Raw genomic sequence first — 18,244 nt, 5'->3', positions numbered from 1 at the left:
CCTTAGCGCACGCGGGGCGGCTCTGCGGCCGCGTGTCGCGTGACGCCCACGACGCCGGACACGTCGCGGGCCGGGAGGAACGAAGTCGGGCCCGGTGGGCTATCCTTGGCACTTGGCATAAACGAAAAGTCACCGCATAAGGGAAGCGAACCGCGGCACACGGTGGAAGGCGGGTGAGAGACGATGTTGAGGATGTTCAGCACCATCAACGGACAGGTGGAACAGGTCGACAAACCGGAGAACGGCTCATGGCTGTGTTTGAGCGAACCCACCGACGTGGAGCTCGCCACCGTCGCCTCGCAGACCGGCGTCGACCTCGCCGACCTACGTGCGCCTCTGGATGACGAGGAGCGGTCCCGCATCGACGTCGAGGACGGCTACACGATGATCATCGTCGACATCCCCACCGTCGAGGAACGCGGCGGACGCGACTGGTACGAGACCATCCCTCTGTCGATCATCGTCACCGAGAACCTGCTCATCACCGTGTGCATGCAGGACACGCCCGTCCTCCACCCCTTCATGGAGGGTACGATTCGAGGCTTCAACACCTACATGCGCTCGCGCTTCATCCTGCAGATCCTCTACCGCAACGCCACGATGTATCTGCGGTATCTGCGCATCATCGACCGCGAATCCGACAAACTCGAACTCAAGCTGCGCCACTCCATGCAGAACCGTGAGATCGTCATGCTCATGGAGCTGAGCAAGACCTTGGTCTACTTCACCACATCGCTCAAATCGAACGAAATGGTGATGGAAAAGCTCAACACGCTGCAGCGCATCAAGCAGTATCCGGACGACGAGGACCTCCTCGACGACGTCATCACCGAGAACAAACAGGCCATCGAGATGGCCAACATCTACAGCGGCGTTCTCGCGAACATGACCGACGCCTTCGCCTCGATCGTGTCCAACAACCTCAACAACGTGATGCGCATCTTCACGATCATTTCCATCACGCTGTCCATCCCCACGCTGATCTTCTCGATGTACGGCATGAACTTCGACGGCGGCATGATGGGCATGCCCTTCACCGACAAGCCATGGGGATTCGGCCTCATCATCCTCATCTCCGTGGCCATCTCCGCGCTGGTGACCTGGTTCCTCACCCGCTCGCGCATGTTCAAGTGACGGCCGAGGAACGAAGCCCATGGCGTCACCTGCCATGCGAGGGGAAGGCGACATGACCCACCAAGCATCCCACGACGCGAACACACAACACGCGCGATATATGCGATGCGCCTGCGTCGCACATCGCATACGACGCGCGCGTCATCGCGTCGTGGCATACCTCGCCGCCCTCACGCTCGGCGTCGTCCCGGCGCTCGCGGGCTGCGGACAGCTGCAGGTCAGCACCGTCACCGGCACTCCCGAAGGGCCCACCATCGCCATCGGCGTCGCCGCCGACGAACCGGGCATGGGATACTGGCATGACGGCGGATACTCCGGTTTCGAGGTCGACGTCGCCACATACGTCGCCAAGCAGCTGGGATATTCCAGCAAACAGATCATCTTCAAGCAGGTCCGTCCCTCGACCCGCGCACGCATGCTCGCCGAATCCACGGTCGACATGGTCGTCGCCGGCTATGCGATGAACGGGGAGCGGGAGAGCGAGGCGGATTTCGCCGGCCCCTATCTGACCGTGGGCAGGGACCTGCTGATACGGGATGACGACGTGGACAAGATTAGCCGCGTCGCCGACATGTCGGGGCGCGCCGCATGCGTCGTCGACCCCGACGCCGCCCAGGCGCTCGCCGTCGCCGCTCCCGGCGTGCAGGTGCGGGAACGCGACTCCTACCCGCAATGCGTGACAGCGCTGATGATCGGCGAGGCCGACGCTGTGGCCGCCGACGACGCGGTGCTCTCCGGTCTGATCGAGGACAAAGGCAACGGCTACCTGTCGCTGGTCGGCGACCAATACGGCGAGGTGGATTATGGCATCGCCGTCAAGGACGGCAATGCGCAGCTTGCCGGCAAGATCTCCGCGGCGCTGGACAAGATGAAGGACGACGGCACCTACGCGACGTTGCTGGACAGGATGCGAGAGGAGACCGGATACCAAGGGTAAGACTGTCCACCAACGCGGCTATTTTGCTGACTTATGAGTGACATCGAGACCCAGAACGCAACCGACGAGCCCCGTTTCCGCTACAACGCGAAGCTCGCCCAGGACATCGAAACCAAATGGCAGACCAAGTGGGACGAGGAAGGCACCTTCTGGGCCGCGAACGTCTCCGGCGATCTCAAGGACGGCAAGGGCCGCAACGCCGAGGGACGCCCATCGTATTTCGCGATGGACATGTTCCCTTATCCCTCGGGCAAGGGCCTGCACGTCGGCCATCCTCTCGGCTATCTCGCCTCCGACGTGATGAGCCGTTACCACCGCATGAAGGGCGAGAACGTGCTCCATGCGATGGGATACGACGCCTTCGGCCTGCCCGCCGAGCAGTTCGCCGTGCAGACCGGCCAGCATCCGCGCATCTCCACCGAGGCGAACATCGCCAATATGAGCCGCCAGCTGCACCGCATGGGCCTGTCCTTCGACAACCGCCGCACCTTCGCCACCATCGACCCCGGCTATGTGCGCTGGACCCAGTGGATCTTCTCGCGCATCTATGACGCCTGGTATGACCCCGAGGCCACCAATCCCTCCGGTTCGAAGGGCTCCGCCCGCCCGATCGCCGATCTCGTCGCCGAATTCGAATCCGGCGCCCGCGCCATCCCCGGCCATGAGGCCGACGGCAAGGCCTGGGGCGACCTCGACGCCGCCGAACGCGCCGACATCCTCAACGGCTTCCGCCTCGCCTATATCTCCAAGTCCCCGGTCAACTGGTGCCCGGGCCTGGGCACCGTGCTCGCCAACGAGGAGGTCACGGCCGAGGGCAAGTCCGAACGCGGCAACTTCCCGGTGTTCCAGCGCGAGCTGCGCCAGTGGTCCATGCGCATCACCGCCTACGGCCATCGCCTCATCGCCGACCTCGACGGTCTTGACTGGCCCGAGAAGGTCAAGCTCATGCAGCGCAATTGGATCGGCGAATCCCACGGCGCCTCCGTGCACTTCACCGTCGAGACCCCGGCCGGCGAGCGCGACATGGAGATCTATACGACGCGTCCCGACACCCTGTTCGGCACCACCTTCGCCGTCGTCTCCCCGGAGCATCACCTGCTCGCCGACGTGCCCGCCGAATGGCCCGAAGGCACTCCGGAGGACTGGAAGGGCGGCTACGCCACCCCCGTCGAGGCCGTGAAGGCCTACCGTCTGGCCGCTGAGGCCAAGACCGCCAAGGACCGCGTCGACGAGGCCGGCGAGAAGACCGGTTTGTTCACCGGCCTTTACGCCGTCAATCCGATCACCGGCGTCAAGCTGCCGTTGTTCACCGCCGATTACGTGCTCATGGACTATGGCACCGGCGCCATCATGGCCGTGCCGGGCGGCGACCAGCGCGATTATGACTTCGCCGTCAAGTTCGGGCTGCCGGTGATCTACACCGTCAAGCCGCTGCCGGAATCCGGCGACGACCTCGCCAACTACGAGGGCAAGGCGCCGTTCGTCTCCCACGACGGCATCGTCATCAACTCCGCCGTCGAGGCGACCGCTGCCGACGGCAAGCCCCTCGACATCAACGGACTGCGCGTGGACGACGCGATCGCCAAGGTCAACGAATGGCTGGAGGCCGCCGGCGTTGGCAAGGGCACCGTCTCCTACCGTCTGCGCGACTGGCTCTTCTCCCGCCAGCGCTACTGGGGCGAGCCCTTCCCCGTCGTCTACGACGAGGATGGCGTCGCACATCTGCTGCCCGACGACCAGCTGCCCGTCAACCTGCCCGACGTGCCCGACTATTCCCCGCGCACCTTCGACCCGATGGACGCCGAATCCAACCCGGAGGCGCCGCTGAGCCGCAACGAGGACTGGGTGAAGGTCACGCTCGACTTGGGCGACGGTCCGAAGACCTATTGGCGCGACACCAACACGATGCCCAACTGGGCCGGTTCCTGCTGGTATTACATGCGTTACCTCGACCCGACCGACACCAAGCATATGGTGGAGAAGGACGAGTTCGACTATTGGATGGGGCCGAACCATTCCAAGTACTCCGGCGCCAGCGGCGGCGTGGACCTCTACATCGGCGGCGTCGAGCACGCCGTGCTCCACCTGCTCTACTCCCGCTTCTGGCACAAGGTGCTCTTCGACCTCGGTTATGTGGATTCGGCCGAGCCGTTCCACAAGCTCTTCAACCAGGGCATGATCCAGGCCTACGCCTACACCGACGACCGCGGCCAGTACGTGCCGGCCGACGAGGTCGTGGAAGGCCCCGCCGGCGCCGACGGCGAGCCGACGTTCACCTGGAACGGCGAGCACGCCAACCGTGAGTTCGGCAAGATGGGCAAGAGCCTCAAGAACATCGTCACGCCGGACTATATGTATGAGAACTACGGCGCCGACACCTTCCGCCTCTATGAGATGAGCATGGGCCCGCTGGACGAGTCCCGTCCGTGGAACACCCGCAACGTCGTCGGCGGCATGCGTTTCCTGCAGCGCCTGTGGCGCAACGTCATCGACGAGGGCACCGGCGAGGCCCACGTGAGCGAGGACGCGCCGGATACGAAGACGCTGAAGCTGCTCAACAACACGATCGCCGACGTGACCGTGGAGATGGAGGCGATGCGTCCGAACACGGCCATCGCCAAGCTCATCGTCCTCAACAACCATCTGACGACGCTTGATGTCGTGCCCCGTGCCGCCATCGAACCGCTGATCCTCATGCTCGCTCCCATCGCCCCGCACGTCTGCGAGGAACTGTGGGAGAAGCTCGGCCATGGTGAATCGCTGTCGGCCGCCCCGTGGCCCGTCGCCGATGAGCGTTACATTGGCCAGGACACCGTCACCGCCGTCGTGCAGATCAAGGGCAAGGTGCGCGCCAAGCTCGAGGTGTCGCCCGACATCGACCCGGCCGAGCTCGAGAAGCTCGCCCTTGAGGCCGTCGCCGCGCGTCTTGGCGGCAAGGAGCCGCGCAAGGTCATCGTCAAGGCCCCCAAGATCGTGTCGATCGTGCCCGCCGAGTGAGTCGAGCGATTCCGGCGCGATAGACGCGGCAGACGCAATAGGCCCTCATCCTAACAAAATGTGGATAACCGGTCCTCCGACCACAATGGTCGGTCGGACTGGACAGTGAACGCCCATGGTTCCATCGTGGAATCATGGGCGTTCCATATGACAGGAGACGCCGCGATGCCGCGGCGAGACTGCCGCATGCGCCGACGCATAAGCGGAACGCCCACTCGCCATCCTCGTCGTCCCCCTTGCCTCCGCTGTCTCCGCCGCCACCTCCCGCCATGCCAGGTAACGGACAACCACGAGTCGCAATGGCGACCTTGGAAGATCTATCCGGAGTCCATGAATCGGATGGCGCCGAGAGAAACGCAAGGCAGGAGCATGCCGCGCCGCGGTTGGGATTCTCCCCACGGCATGCGCTGATCGCCATGCTGTTGCTGCTCGCCGCCCTATCCGCGAGTCTGACCATGCTCATCAAACAGTCGTTCACGCTTGCGCAACTGCAGAATGAAGCACCCGCGGCGTCAGTGCATCGGGATATGGGACATGCGAAGGGCAAAACGGATGCTGACGGGGAGGCCGGCGACAACGGCGTGGCTGCTGGGGATGCAGGAAACGATGGAAAAGCCGATGACAACGTGGGCGACGGAAATACCGGGAATACTGGAAACAACGGAACCGAGCAGGGAACCGGACGGGGCGCTGAGGCGCCGGCTCCTGCACCGACGTCGCCGTTGCCTCGCTCGCCGACCGAAGCGGATGACGGACTGGTGGATCTCAATACGGCCACCCTCGCCGAGCTGGACACCATCACCGGCGTCGGTCCGGTTCTCGCCCAACGCATCATCGACCATCGTGCGCAGATAGGGCGTTTCTCCAGCGTCGACGAACTTCTCGATGTCAAAGGCATTGGTGCCAAGACGCTCGAGAAACTGCGACCGCAGGTGACGGTGCGATGAGTGGAAGAGAGCACGGTCGGAACAGCCGCTTGCATGAAGGCGCGGACGGCGGCGGCATGGACAGAGGCGGCGCAGACAGGGATGCTCCAGGTGGGGAAAGCGTGCGCCGCATGGAAAGCGGCCGCAATGACATGCGACTGCTGCCCGCGGCTTTGTCGGCGTGGACTGCGAATCTCGCCGCGCATGCATTATTCGAGCGCATGACGCATGTTTCCGGAGCCGAAGGCAGTGGTGCGGGCGAAGGCGGAGCATTCGCCGATACTCCGACGCCGTGGTGGCTCATCATGGCCCTTGGCATATGCGTTGGAATGGTCGCGGCCTGTCTGATGCTGCGAGCGGGACGTATATTGCGCGTATTGACTCCGGCTCGGCGTCATATGCTTGCCCGTGCCGGCTTGGTGGCGTGCTGTGCGGCGGCCATTGCCGCGATGTCTGCTGTGGCCGCCGATCTGAGGACATGGCATGACCCGGCGAGCGCCATCGTGCGGGCGGGCGGCGCGAGCGTGCAGGCCACGGTCCATATCGACGAGCCAGTGCTCGCCTCGAATATGCGTGATGCGGATTGCCAAACCGATGTTTCCCTGAGCGCACTCACCGCGGAGGGCATGGTCCAGCCATCCCATGCCCGCGTGCGCGTCTACGCCGATGCCGTCAATTGCACCAAGCTGACGCGAGGTGCGACGCAACGTCTCATCGGCGATCTCGAGCCAGCGCGATTCGGTGGGATGTCGATCTGGCTGAGGCTCGGCGGAGACGCCGCGGTCGAAACACTGAAGCCTCCCTCCGTCATGGATCGGACGATTCACCATATTCATGAGCGATTCCTCGACCTGACCGGCGACCTCGACGACCAAGGGCGTGTGCTGGTGCCGGGACTGACGCTTGGCGTGCTCGGGCAGGAGCGGTACATGGGCATCGATGGTGACGAGAACAAGATGCCCGATCCCACCTACGCTCGTGCCTTGGAGGAATGCTTCCGCCGTTCCGGCATCATGCATCTGATGGCGGTGTCCGGCGGGCATTTCGTGCTGATAGGCGCGCTGGTGCGTCGTCTGTGCGCGCTTGTGTTGCTGCCGCGTCGTCTGGTCGCCGTGATCGTCGCCTTGTCCATGTGGGCGCTTGCCGCGCTGATGTTCCCCTCCGATTCGGTGACGCGTGCCTTGGTCATGGGTTTCTTCTCCGCGGCGGCATTCGGATTGGGGCGGCGTCCGCAAGCCTTGTCGGCGTTGTGCTGGACCGTCGTCGGCACGTTGATCGTCGCTCCGGAGATGGGGCGAAGCTTCGGCTTCGCGCTGTCCTGCGGCGCCGTGCTCGGCATCGTCTTGTCCTCCCATCCCATCGCAACCGCCCTGTCCCATGTCATGCCGAAGGCCGTCGCCGATATCGCGGCCATGACCATAAGCGCGCAGATGTTCGCGCTGCCGATACAAACCCTGATGGAGCCCGGATTGCCGCTGGCTTCGGTGCCCGCGAATATCCTCGTCGCCCCCGTCGTGGGTTTCGCCACCATCGCAGGGCTATGCGCATTGATGACGGCATGGTGGGCGCCGGCGATTGCGCTCGTTCCTGTTCGGGTGGCTTCAGCGGGCACACGCGTCATGGAACGATGCGCCACATGGCTTGGCGGCGAGCAATCCATGGTGGTCCCATGGGCCGGTGGCGTGGCGGGCGCGGTGCTTATGGTCGCAGTGGAAACGGCGATCGTCATGACATGCATGGGCATGGCGCGCCTCCGGGCCAGGCTCTGTATGCCGGACGACGGCTCGGAAGGCATGAACTTCCGTGTGACTCCGGCCGACCGCATGCGCCAATGGTGGGAGGATACGCGGCGCATGATGGAAGGCGAATGACGGGGTGTTGTCCAGCACTGCGGCGAGATTGTGCATATGGCAAAAGCAACGACGAACGCGCCGGTCCGGCTCGTCATGGGCGGCGACGCCTATCTGAACGACCAAACCGTGCGCGAGCTGTGCTCCAAGGCGCTCGAACGGCGCCCCGACGCCGAACTCGTCGAGCTCGACGCGGTCAGCGCCGACCGATATGCCTTCGACGAGGCCGTGAGTCCCTCGTTGCTGTCCGACACAGCCGTCGTCAAGCTGACCGGCCTGCAGAACGCGGATGAGAAACTCGGCGATGCCATCGTCGAATATTGCCGCCAAGCGTCCAAGGATCCTGCCGAATCCAGCGTCGTCATCTGCCAGCACGAGGGCGGGGTCAAGGGCAAACGACTCGTGGACCAGCTGCTCAAGGCGGGAGCACGCAAGGAGGATGTGCCCGACCTGAAGAAGCCCGAGGCAAAGCTCAACTTCGTCATGTCGCGGTTCGAGCAATGCGGACGACGCGTCGATCCCGCCGCCGCGCAGCAGCTGGTCGCCGTCTTGGGGGACCGCACCGGTGAATTGGCCGCCATGTGCGCGCAGCTCTGCTTCGATTTCGACGACAATCCCATGGGCCTCGACCGCGTCAACCAGTATCTGACCTCCAATCCGCAGGTCACCGGATTCAACGTCGCCGACCGCGCCGTGGAAGGCAACGCCGCCGACGCCATCGTCATGATGCGCTCCGCCGTCGAACACGGCATCGATCCCATCGCGTTGATCGGCGCGCTGGCCATGAAACTCCGCACCATCGCCAAGGCCTCCGCCGTGCGCTCCGGCGCCATATCCCAAGCCGAGGCCAAAACCAATCCGTGGGTGCTCAAAAACGCGATGCGCCAGCTTTCCGGATGGAGTTCCGAAGGCCTCGGACGCTGCATCCGCACGCTCGCCTGGGCCGACGAGCAGAGCAAAACCAACGGCGGCGATCCCGTCTATGCGCTGGAGCGCAGCATCGAACTCATCGCCAGCAAGGGCGCCGATCCGCGCGGCAGGGCGGCTCAGTACCGATAAACGACGCGCAGCGTGGCTACAGCGCAAGGCAACCATTCCATAATGCAATCGCATCATTCCGCAACATAACTATGAAGAAGGCAGGAACCTCGGTGACAACTCTTTCGCATCAAGTGCCCACCGACGACGCCATGCGCCGTCTCGGCGCCAACGTGGCACGACTGACACACGGCAGCGATGTTATCCTCCTATCCGGTCCGCTCGGCGCCGGCAAAACCACATTCGCGCAAGGCTTCGGCGCGGGCCTTGGCATCGATGGCCCCATCGTCTCGCCGACCTTCACCATCGCCCGCGAACTGGACGGCCGTTTCGCTGACGGCACTCCGGCGCATTTCGTGCACGTCGACGCCTACCGGCTCGGCGGTTCGTCCTACGCGCCCGGGCAGGACAGCGTCGGGCGGCTGCTCGACGAATTGGAATCGCTCGGCCTCGACGAGGAGTTGGAGAACCCGGGCGAAAGCACCGTCGTGCTCATGGAATGGGGCGAGCAGATGGCGGCCGCATTGGCGCCGGAACGTCTTGAGGTCCATATCGACAGACCGCTCGACCCCGCGGCGTCTGTCGGAAACGACCCGACCAGCGAGGGGACTAGGATTGTTCGTTTGGTGCCGGTCGGCGGCGATTGGGAGACGCGACTCACCGGCCTGGAACGGAGCATGCAGTGAGCGGAGGAGCGATGGACGTAGCGCAGACCGAGCGGGTCACGGGGACCATGGGCAACATACTCGTCATCGACACCTCATACGGCTCCACGGTCGGCATCGACGAGCCGATCGTCGAAACCGATTCGCGCACGCATGTCGAACGACTGCAAGCCAACGTCGCGAAGGTCGTCGCCGACGCCGGGCTGGAACCGTCCGACCTCGACACCATCATCGTGGGCACGGGGCCCGGCCCTTTCACCGGGCTGAGAGCCGGCATCGTCACCGCGAAGGCGCTTGCCTTCGCCACGGGGGCGCGTCTGATCGGACGCGACATCCTTTCCCCGCAGGCCCGTTGGAACCGCATGCGTCGCAAGGAGATTGGTTCCCTCGGCGACCTGTGCTCGCCTATGCGTCGGATAGTGACGCTTGCCGTCAACGATGCGCGACGCAAGCAGTTGTACTTCCAGCTGGAGGAGACGTCGGTGGACGATGAAGGACATCACGATGTGCTCATCGACATGGACATCGACTATCCGGTCTCCATCGTGCAGCGGGTCAACGAGGTGATGGACCGTTACGCGCGCGACTACGAGGACGCGGAGATTATCGTGGATGTGATCGGCCACGGGGCGGCCAAATACGCTGATGCGTTCGCGGGGCTGCGTCATCTCGGCGATATCTGCGACGAGTCGGTGCTGGATCAAGGCGAGCGTGGACTATCGCTGTTCGTGATCGATGCCTTGATGGCGCATGACGCGCAGCTCGGCGCGCCGGTCGAGCCGTTGTATCTGCGTCGTCCCGATGCCGAGGTGCCCAATCCACTCAAACATGTGCTCGGGCATTCCGGCGTCACCAAGGCGAACTGAAATCGCAGGTTGATCGCATATGGCAATCGTTGCATTGAACGAACTTGACCGTGACACCGTGGTGGCGCGTTTCGCCGAGCTTGAGGCCGAATTGTTTGGCGCGGGCGCGTGGAACGCGCATATGGTGCGAGAGGAACTCGACGCGCCGGCGCGTACCTATCTGTTCGCGGTTGAAGATGCTGCTGAAAGGGATCCTTCGACTCCGGCGCTTCGCGCCTCCGCTCAGGATGACAGAAAGGATGACGTTTCCTGTCGTCCCGAGAGCCATACCGTTTCTTGCCACCCTGAGAACCATACTGTTTCTTGTCATCCTGAGCGGAGCGAAGGATCTCACCCCGTCATTCGGGGTTATGCCGGCTACTGGTATGACGGCGACGACGCGGAGCTGATGACCATCGGCGTCGCCAAGGACGCCCAGCGCCAAGGTATCGCCTCGGCGCTGTTGGACGCGCTGATTGCCCGTGCCCGGGCCCAGGGCGCACGCCGCATGTTGCTCGAGGTGCGCGTCGACAACGATCCGGCCCTCGCGCTCTATCAGCTTTTCGGTTTCGAACGCATGGGCCTGCGCAAGCGGTATTACCAGCCCGGCAACATCGACGCTTACACGATGAGCCTCGATCTCGATCCGGCGGAACCGCGCGTCGTCGGCTTCCAACCGTCGCAACCCGTATCGCAGCAGCAAGGAGAACAAGCATGAGCGATCCCATCGTCCTCGGCATCGAATCGACCTGCGACGAGACCGCCGCCGCCATCGTCGAAGGGCACACTCTGCGATCCAACGTCGTGGCGTCCTCGATGGAGGAACACGCCCGATACGGCGGCGTCATCCCCGAGATCGCCTCGCGCGCGCACGCCGAGGCCTTCGTGCCCTGCGTGAGCCAGGCGTTGGCCGACGCCGGGCTCGAACTGTCCGACGTGGATGCCATCGCCGTGTCCGCGGGTCCCGGCCTTGCAGGGTGCCTTGCCGTCGGCGTGTCCGGCGCCAAGGCCCTTGCATGGGCCTCAGGGAAGCCGCTTTACGGCATCAACCATGTCATAGGGCACATCGCCGTCACACAGCTGCAGTTCGGCCCGTTCCCGGCCGACACATTGGCCCTTATCGTCTCCGGCGGGCACACGTCGCTGCTGCACGTCGCCGACGTCGCGCGGCATATCGATGTGGTGGGAACGACGCTTGACGACGCGGCGGGGGAATGCTTCGACAAGGTCGCCCGTCTGCTTGGCTTCCCCTACCCGGGCGGCCCCCACATCGACCGGCACGCGCGTCAGGGCAATCCCAAGGCCATCCATGTGCCCCAGGGGTTGACGCAGGGCCAGGCAGGCGCGAAGCATCCCTATGACTTCAGCTTCTCCGGCGTCAAAACCGCCGTCGCCCGCTGGATTGAGACCGAACAAGCCGCCGGGCGCGACATCCCGGTCGATGACGTGTGCGCGTCGTTGGCCGATTCCGTGGCCTCGGTGCTGGCGAAGAAGGCTATGCGAGGCTGCGAGCAATACGGCGCGGATACGCTGATCGTCGGCGGCGGATTCTCCGCCAATTCTCAACTGCGGGCCAAGCTGCTTGAGGTCGGCGAGGAACACGGCGTGAAGGTGCGTATCCCGGAGCTCAAGCTGTGCACTGACAACGGCGCGATGGTCGCCATGCTCGGCGTCAACCTCGTTGAGGCCGGCGTCGCCCCCAGCGCGCCGGATTTCTCCATCGACTCCGCCATGCCGCTGACCAAGATCTCGATGTGAACGTCGGGCGTCACGTCGCGCCGTATAAGCCGTCTTGGTGGTAGCCTCGCAACGCGACGTCTGGCGCGACATGCCGCGCGCGTGTCGGATTTGCATTATCGCGCAATCAGGGTATTATCTATGACTTGTGCGCCGGAGAAATCCGGAAAGCAGAATTCCTGCGTAGCTCAGTTGGCAGAGCATCCGACTGTTAATCGGACGGTCACTGGTTCAAGCCCAGTCGCAGGAGCTTGATCTGGCTCGCCAGACCATAATTGAATATTCCTGCGTAGCTCAGTTGGCAGAGCATCCGACTGTTAATCGGACGGTCACTGGTTCAAGCCCAGTCGCAGGAGCTTCCAAGGCCTCTGCATCAGCGGAGGCCTTTTTCGTATCCGGCGAGACGCCATGCGTTCAACCTGCGGCAATATCCCGAAGCGCCTGGGTGCAATGCTGGTCGTTCTGCCTGAGAAAGATCATCGAAGTTACTGAAGCCATTGCGCCTAATATGCGCATTGCTTAAAGGTAGAATCCTTATGAGCTTTAAGAATAGGTGCGAAGACGGGAAGGAAAGGAGCAGAAGGCATGCCGCATAAGCTACTCATGTGCAGAAATCATCCGGTCCTCTTGTTTGAATACGATTCCGCCACTGGCCGGGCCTGCACCACAGGAGAGGTTCTCGATGCGGAGCGTCTGCCGTTGGAATTCACCACCCATGGCAAGCTGGCACTGTATGCTTCACGAATTGACGAGTGGTGGAAATCTCGCGCTATCCCAGCCACACGCGACGGCATCCGCAGGGTGCTTGAGTCCCTTGGCGCATCCTCGACAAAAGAGTTGCTGGACCGTTCCTATGGGCTGAGTTTGTCGGATCAATATTGGGTCAAGCATGAGGATGATCCGGTCTTATGGGAAGACATCAACTTCTTCGACAACCCCTTTGACGAGGCACTTGGCGAGATTCTGCTCACCTCGTACTCCTCATCTCACGACATCAGTTTTCATGCGCCCGACGTGTCCACAGGCGGTGATCTTCCCAAACGCTGGACAGTTGACAAGACCACAGGAAAAAGACTTCTCATCAAATCCGGCCGTACGGGTCAGGAACCTATGAATGAGGTCATCGCCTCAAAGCTCTGTGCCCGCCTTGGTTTTTCCGCTGTGTCATATTCCTTGGGCCGGAGTGATAATCGCCTGGTATGCATGTGCGAGGACATGCTTACCGATCATGAGGAGCTGGTTTCCGCCTGGCAGGTGCTTCAGGCCGCGAAAACGAACAACGGACTCAGCGCGCATGATCAGTGGATTCACGCTGCCGTAGGCTTCGGCTGCGAGGAGGAAACTGTGCGCGAGGCGACGGAAGAATGGCTTCTGGTTGATTTCCTCATGCGCAACACCGACCGGCATTACAACAACTTTGGTTTGATCAGGGACGTTGAATCCCTTTGTGTCCGTCCCGCTCCGATTTACGATACCGGAGCGTCTCTGTGGAGCGGCGAAATCGATGTCGATGGGCGTGATTGGTTTGCCAAGCCGTTTTACGCTGCGACTGGCAAACCTTCTGCCATGCGCCAGCTCAGGCTAATAGAGAACTGGAATCGATTTGATCTCGATTCCCTGTCGGACTGGCCTGATGAGGCAATCCACGAGCTATCGCATATGCATATGTTCGCTCCCGAGCGCCTTGTTTCCATCAAGGAACAGCTCGACAAAAAGATTGAAATTCTCCACAGGGTGAAAGAGCGTTAAAACGTGAGTTGCTAGCTTGTCTGAAGGTGAATGACCGTAACTTGTCTGAGCTTTGCGGCTAGAAAGGTCGCCGACGAAGACTTGTGCGAAGCATAGGTGGCGTTCTTGGTCTCCGTACGGTGCGCCGGTAGAATCTATATTGGAAGAAAGGCGGTGATCGTTATGACGGCTATTGAATCTTTGCCGGGGTATACCGAAGCCGAAGCAATGGCGGTTCGACGGGGCAATAACATCGTTGATCTGCTGAGCGCTTACATGCTTGGCTACGCCAAGGGCGCGATGCCTGATTACATGTCGGAGACGCCGCAACCTGGCGATACCGTGTTGCGCAGTGAGGCTGACTGGGCAGCGTTGCGCGACGAGTTGCATGGTGATGCTAGGTGAATACTATCGTTGCCTTTTCCGCTGAGGGCAAGCGTGATTTGAAGCGGTTGGCACGATGGCGACCGTCATATGCAGATGAATTGCTGGATTTGCTGCATGATGAGCTAGCTGTGTATGGACGTGTGCCTGATTCGTATATGCCACATGTGTTGGATAATCCACGTGAACCATATAGCGGTGCGCTTGAGTTTCATTTCATGGATGATGTGCTGGTGGTGTGTTATCCGCCGGTATCACATGGTTTCGTACGTGTCCTCCATATTTGTACGCATGCTGAACTCAAAGCCGGTAGATGTGGGGATGAATGTCCTCGAAACTGAGACCTATATTCGTTGATTTGATTTTTCAGACAGTGGCTGGATCAAGTGATTCCACTACGCTGATAAAACCGCCCGTAATTATCGCCAAATTCAATTCTGATTACGCATGGGTTATGATGAATTAACGTCGAGAATTTTCTTGTATATTTTCGACGTGTGTCATCCGGTTTATCGAATGACAATAAAAGGCGTGATATGCGTCGAAACGACGCGTGATTAAAGGATTAAGGAGTGGATATGGCTTTCTCTTTGCAAGGTTTTGAAGAAGTGGCGCTGACCGAGCCGGTGCCCGAGGTCAGGATGACCGTGACAGACTCCGTGATCCGGTTCAACAAGGGCACTGCCGAGGCGCTGGGCTGGCCTTCGCACGTGAAGGTGCTGGTGAACTCCCGCAAGAAGGAGATCGCCGTGCAGGTGTGCGACGCGGGGGAGTCCAACGCGATCAAATTCAGCAAGCCGGCCGACAAGCAGACCGCCTCGGTGGCGGTCAAGGAACCGAAGGTGCTTGCTGCCGTGCTCGAGTATCTTCCGCTGCCCGAGGCTCCCGAAGGCGAGGTCGCCTATCAGGCGATCGACGGCATCGTGCTGAACGACGCCAAGGCAGCCGTCTTCGCCGTGGAAGACGCCGTTGCCGGCACGATGAAGCGCCGCGGCCGCAAGAAGGCCGCCTGACGGGCGTCCATAGCCAAGATATAACCAAGCCGTAGCCGTCCGGCGAATCCGCCGGGGCAAGGCTTGGGAACAGATTCGAAGCGGTGCCACAACCTCCAAAAGGTTGCGGCGCCGCTTTTGAAATATGCGGATATCAATTCTCGAGGTTTGTAACTAGGCAAAACAGCTATTAACGACATCGCCTCATGCAATTAGGGCGTTCCGCAGGTTGTCGGCCTTTCGTTGCGTGTGTATTCTGGTATATGATTCACCTGTGTTTTCTAGTGATGGAGGCGCGACATGGCTGTGATGACGGTGCCGGTGGATGCGATGTGGTCGGTGACCGATCTCTCCCGTGGCGGGGTGTCGAAAGCGCTAGACCAAGTGGCCGATGGCCATCCCGTGACCGTGCTGCGCAATAACAGGCCTGCGGGCTATATTCTCAGCCCGCAGGATTACCAGCGCATCGGCGACATGGAGGACGAGCTTCGCGAACTGCGCAACGCAGAGGCGCGTAGGCAGGTGAGGGACCGTGAGTATGGCCCGTCTTTTGACAACGTTGACGACCTGATGGGCTATCTCAATGCGCTCTGATCGTCGATATCGAATTACCACCATTGCTGCGTTCCGCCATGACTATAAGGATCTGCGCAAGAAGCATTATGATATGGAGCTCCTGCGACGGCCGTTTTCCCTTCTAGCCGCCGGTGATATGGAGACGATGCGCCGCGAATACCGCGACCACGCTCTGACCGGCGCATGGCAGGGGTTCCGCGAGTTCCATGTCCAAGGCGATTGGCTGGTCACATATTTCGTGGATGGCGACACGATCACGCTGGTGCTGGCCCGCACCGGCTCGCATGACGAGCTATTCGGCTCAAAGATGGGCCGCAAAGAGACTCGTGCCATGCTCAAGGCCCCGCGCAGAACTCTCGGGGACTGACGCAAGACACATATTCGAAGCGGTGCCGTAACCTACCAAAAGGTTGTGGCACCGCTTTTTTCGTTGCGTGCCCAGGCGTCGTCGCCGCCGGAAACATCATCCGTTCCCCTCGAAAATACAGCCACCACGGGGGTTAAGAATCCACTTTCATCGGGGCCCTCGGCGGTATACCCCCGTGGGCTGCGACACGCTATGCATAACCATACGTGACAAAAGGTCCACGGCGACGTTATTCTTAAGCTCTGTAAAGAATTAGGGGTAAAGAGAAGCTGCAGTATAGGGGGTGTTATGACCAGCGATGCCCGTTACGGACGGATGGTGGCCCAGCCGCTGTCCGACGCTCGCAAAGACACCGCCCGCACCGGTATCCGCCATGTTCTGTATTGGCGGTTCTTCATCAATCTGGCGCTGATGCTCATCGATGCGTCGATGTATATCTTCGCCGGCGCCACCGTGCTCAACCTGCGCGGCGAGGCGGGCCCGCTCCATTCGGAGCGCTTCGGCTTCACCCTCTCTCCGGCGGTGTATCTATTGGTCGTCGCCTGCTTCTGGATTTGGTCACTCAGGACGGTGGGCGTCTATCACCGGCATGTCATGGGCGACGGATATCAGCTCAACGCCCTGCTGGTCAAGGGCATGGTGGTGTGCTGGGTGATCCAGTGCGCCATGAACTTCTTCTTCGATTTCAGCCTGACGCTCACCTCGCTGTGCCTCATTGTGCTGTGCGGATGGCTGGTGACGATGGTCGAACGCATGGTGTCGCGTTGGTTCATCACCAGCAGCCGCAGGAAGGGACAGTACGCGTATTCGACCGTGCTGGTCGGCTCGTCCGAGGGCATCGCCCGCATGCTGCGCTTCTTCGCCAAGCGCCAGCAGCTCAACTACCGCCCGGTGGCGGTGTGCCCGATTTGTCTCGATCCGCGGACCGAGGCTATCGAGGCGCTGCCTTTGTTCGGTAACGGGACCGACGGAACCAGCGGAGCGGAAGAGACGGACCTCCGCCAGCTGATGGTCGACAGCTGGGGCGAACCACTGCCCGTCGTCACCTACAGCGGCAACCACTTGGCCGAGGACATCGTCGCGCTCGACGCGCAGACTGTGATGGTCTGCGACACGATCTCCCGCTATTCGGATGTCTACAACACGTTCTCGGTGCGCATGGAGTCGCTCGGCCTGGAGGTCGCGATGCTTGCCTCCGCCGCCGACACCTCGAACCACGAGATCTCGGTGCGCTCGATCCAAGGCACCACGATTATCACGCAGCGCATGCCGCAGTACACGCCCGCCGCAAGGTTCGCCAAGCGCGTGTTCGATGTAGTGGTGTCCCTCGTCGCCATCGTGTTGTCGTCCCCGATCATGTTGGTCACTGCGCTGCTCATCAAGAAAGAGGACGGTGGGCCGGTTCTGTATTCGCAGACCCGCATCGGTCTGCAGGGCAAGCCGTTCAAGATCCACAAGTTCCGTTCGATGCGTGTGGACGCCGACAAGTATCTCGCCGAAGTGGCTGCCGCCAACGGACAGGCTTTGGGTGCGCGTGTGAAGATCAAGAAGGACCCGCGCATCACCAATATCGGGCATATCATCCGCAAGACATCCATCGACGAGTTGCCGCAGTTCTTCGATGTGCTGATGGGCACGATGTCGGTGGTCGGGCCCCGGCCTCAGCGCGAGTTCGAGGTCGCCGAATACAGCGACGTCTTCGCCACGCGTCTGCTGGTCAAGCCTGGCATTACCGGTCCTTGGCAGGTGTCCGGACGCAACGATTTGTCCGATGAGGAATCCGAAGCACTCGATGTGGCGTATGTGCAGGATTGGTCTGTTCTGGGCGACATCATTTACATCCTGCGGACCGTTGGCACCGTTCTGCACCCGAATGGAGCGTACTGATGAACATGATTGTCGGTTCGGACGATTTCGGTGACCGTACTCGTGACAAAGATGAGTGAGTTTTTTGATGTCAGTAGTGGTATTGAATCAGCACTCTAGATTTTATCGTCTAAGTGTGCGGACCGGGAAGCTCATGCGAATTAATTCGTGATATTTGCATTGTGGGAGAGGGGTATCTCCC

General features: G+C 61.5%; 15 protein-coding genes, 2 tRNA genes and 2 pseudogenes. All 19 read left to right on the top strand.

Translation table 11 applies throughout. The features are described 5' to 3' along the window. Positions 1–183: 183 nt before the first annotated feature. The 19 genes and pseudogenes from AC1AUD_RS01330 to AC1AUD_RS01240 all read left to right on the top strand — a co-directional run bounded on the left by AC1AUD_RS01330 (position 184) and on the right by AC1AUD_RS01240 (position 18,063). Entirely contained in the window at positions 184–1,134 is a 951-nt protein-coding gene (locus tag AC1AUD_RS01330; RefSeq protein WP_476571364.1) for a magnesium transporter CorA family protein, read from the top strand. 151 nt (positions 1,135–1,285) lie between these two features. Beyond that, a complete protein-coding gene (locus AC1AUD_RS01325; protein WP_476571362.1) occupies positions 1,286–2,071 on the top strand; it encodes a transporter substrate-binding domain-containing protein in 786 nt (261 codons plus the stop codon). Between the two features lie 33 nt (positions 2,072–2,104). After that, positions 2,105–5,068 (top strand): leucine--tRNA ligase, encoded by a 2,964-nt coding sequence (gene leuS / locus AC1AUD_RS01320; protein WP_476571360.1) that lies wholly within the window; start codon positions 2,105–2,107, stop codon positions 5,066–5,068. 752 nt (positions 5,069–5,820) lie between these two features. Continuing rightward, positions 5,821–6,015: pseudogene (locus AC1AUD_RS01315) on the top strand (ComEA family DNA-binding protein); the annotation flags it as partial. 200 nt (positions 6,016–6,215) lie between these two features. Beyond that, positions 6,216–7,865 (top strand): ComEC/Rec2 family competence protein, encoded by a 1,650-nt coding sequence (locus AC1AUD_RS01310; RefSeq protein ID WP_476571358.1) that lies wholly within the window; start codon positions 6,216–6,218, stop codon positions 7,863–7,865. Positions 7,866–7,901: 36 nt separating this feature from the next. After that, positions 7,902–8,903 carry a DNA polymerase III subunit delta gene (gene holA / locus AC1AUD_RS01305; protein ID WP_476571356.1) on the top strand — a complete coding sequence of 334 codons (1,002 nt, stop codon included), beginning with the start codon at positions 7,902–7,904 and terminating at the stop codon, positions 8,901–8,903. Positions 8,904–8,974: 71 nt separating this feature from the next. After that, a complete protein-coding gene (gene tsaE, locus AC1AUD_RS01300) occupies positions 8,975–9,568 on the top strand; it encodes a tRNA (adenosine(37)-N6)-threonylcarbamoyltransferase complex ATPase subunit type 1 TsaE (RefSeq protein ID WP_476571354.1) in 594 nt (197 codons plus the stop codon). Positions 9,569–9,615: 47 nt separating this feature from the next. Then, entirely contained in the window at positions 9,616–10,413 is a 798-nt protein-coding gene (gene tsaB / locus AC1AUD_RS01295; protein WP_476571757.1) for a tRNA (adenosine(37)-N6)-threonylcarbamoyltransferase complex dimerization subunit type 1 TsaB, read from the top strand. 19 nt (positions 10,414–10,432) lie between these two features. Further along, complete coding sequence (gene rimI / locus AC1AUD_RS01290) at positions 10,433–11,110, top strand: ribosomal protein S18-alanine N-acetyltransferase (RefSeq protein WP_476571352.1); 678 nt, start codon at positions 10,433–10,435, stop codon at positions 11,108–11,110. Then, complete coding sequence (gene tsaD, locus AC1AUD_RS01285; protein WP_476571350.1) at positions 11,107–12,150, top strand: tRNA (adenosine(37)-N6)-threonylcarbamoyltransferase complex transferase subunit TsaD; 1,044 nt, start codon at positions 11,107–11,109, stop codon at positions 12,148–12,150. Before rimI ends, tsaD begins: the two co-directional genes overlap by 4 nt. Before the next feature lie 156 nt (positions 12,151–12,306). Beyond that, positions 12,307–12,379: transfer RNA gene (locus AC1AUD_RS01280), tRNA-Asn, on the top strand. Positions 12,380–12,412: 33 nt separating this feature from the next. Next, positions 12,413–12,485: transfer RNA gene (locus AC1AUD_RS01275), tRNA-Asn, on the top strand. Between the two features lie 229 nt (positions 12,486–12,714). Further along, positions 12,715–13,872, top strand: a pseudogene (locus AC1AUD_RS01270) (HipA domain-containing protein); the annotation flags it as partial. 168 nt (positions 13,873–14,040) lie between these two features. After that, positions 14,041–14,262, top strand: a complete 222-nt coding sequence (locus AC1AUD_RS01265; RefSeq protein ID WP_476571348.1) for a hypothetical protein — start codon at positions 14,041–14,043, stop codon at positions 14,260–14,262. After that, a complete protein-coding gene (locus AC1AUD_RS01260) occupies positions 14,259–14,582 on the top strand; it encodes a hypothetical protein (RefSeq protein WP_476571346.1) in 324 nt (107 codons plus the stop codon). Before AC1AUD_RS01265 ends, AC1AUD_RS01260 begins: the two co-directional genes overlap by 4 nt. A gap of 237 nt (positions 14,583–14,819) precedes the next feature. Next, the gene (locus AC1AUD_RS01255; RefSeq protein ID WP_476571344.1) at positions 14,820–15,254 is read left to right on the top strand and encodes a hypothetical protein; all 435 of its coding nucleotides are present in this window, start codon (positions 14,820–14,822) and stop codon (positions 15,252–15,254) included. A 279-nt stretch (positions 15,255–15,533) separates the two neighbouring features. After that, the gene (locus tag AC1AUD_RS01250; protein ID WP_476571342.1) at positions 15,534–15,827 is read left to right on the top strand and encodes a type II toxin-antitoxin system Phd/YefM family antitoxin; all 294 of its coding nucleotides are present in this window, start codon (positions 15,534–15,536) and stop codon (positions 15,825–15,827) included. Then, positions 15,817–16,176 (top strand): type II toxin-antitoxin system YafQ family toxin, encoded by a 360-nt coding sequence (locus AC1AUD_RS01245; protein ID WP_476571340.1) that lies wholly within the window; start codon positions 15,817–15,819, stop codon positions 16,174–16,176. The genes AC1AUD_RS01250 and AC1AUD_RS01245 overlap by 11 nt, the downstream gene beginning before the upstream one ends. A 288-nt stretch (positions 16,177–16,464) precedes the next feature. Beyond that, a complete protein-coding gene (locus AC1AUD_RS01240) occupies positions 16,465–18,063 on the top strand; it encodes a sugar transferase (protein ID WP_476571338.1) in 1,599 nt (532 codons plus the stop codon). Positions 18,064–18,244 lie beyond the last annotated feature (181 nt).

It is taken from the genome of Bifidobacterium sp. LH_730 (genome assembly GCF_056355835.1).
Note: the sequence above shows the minus strand (reverse complement) of the source record. Positions and strands in the feature narration are given on the sequence as shown.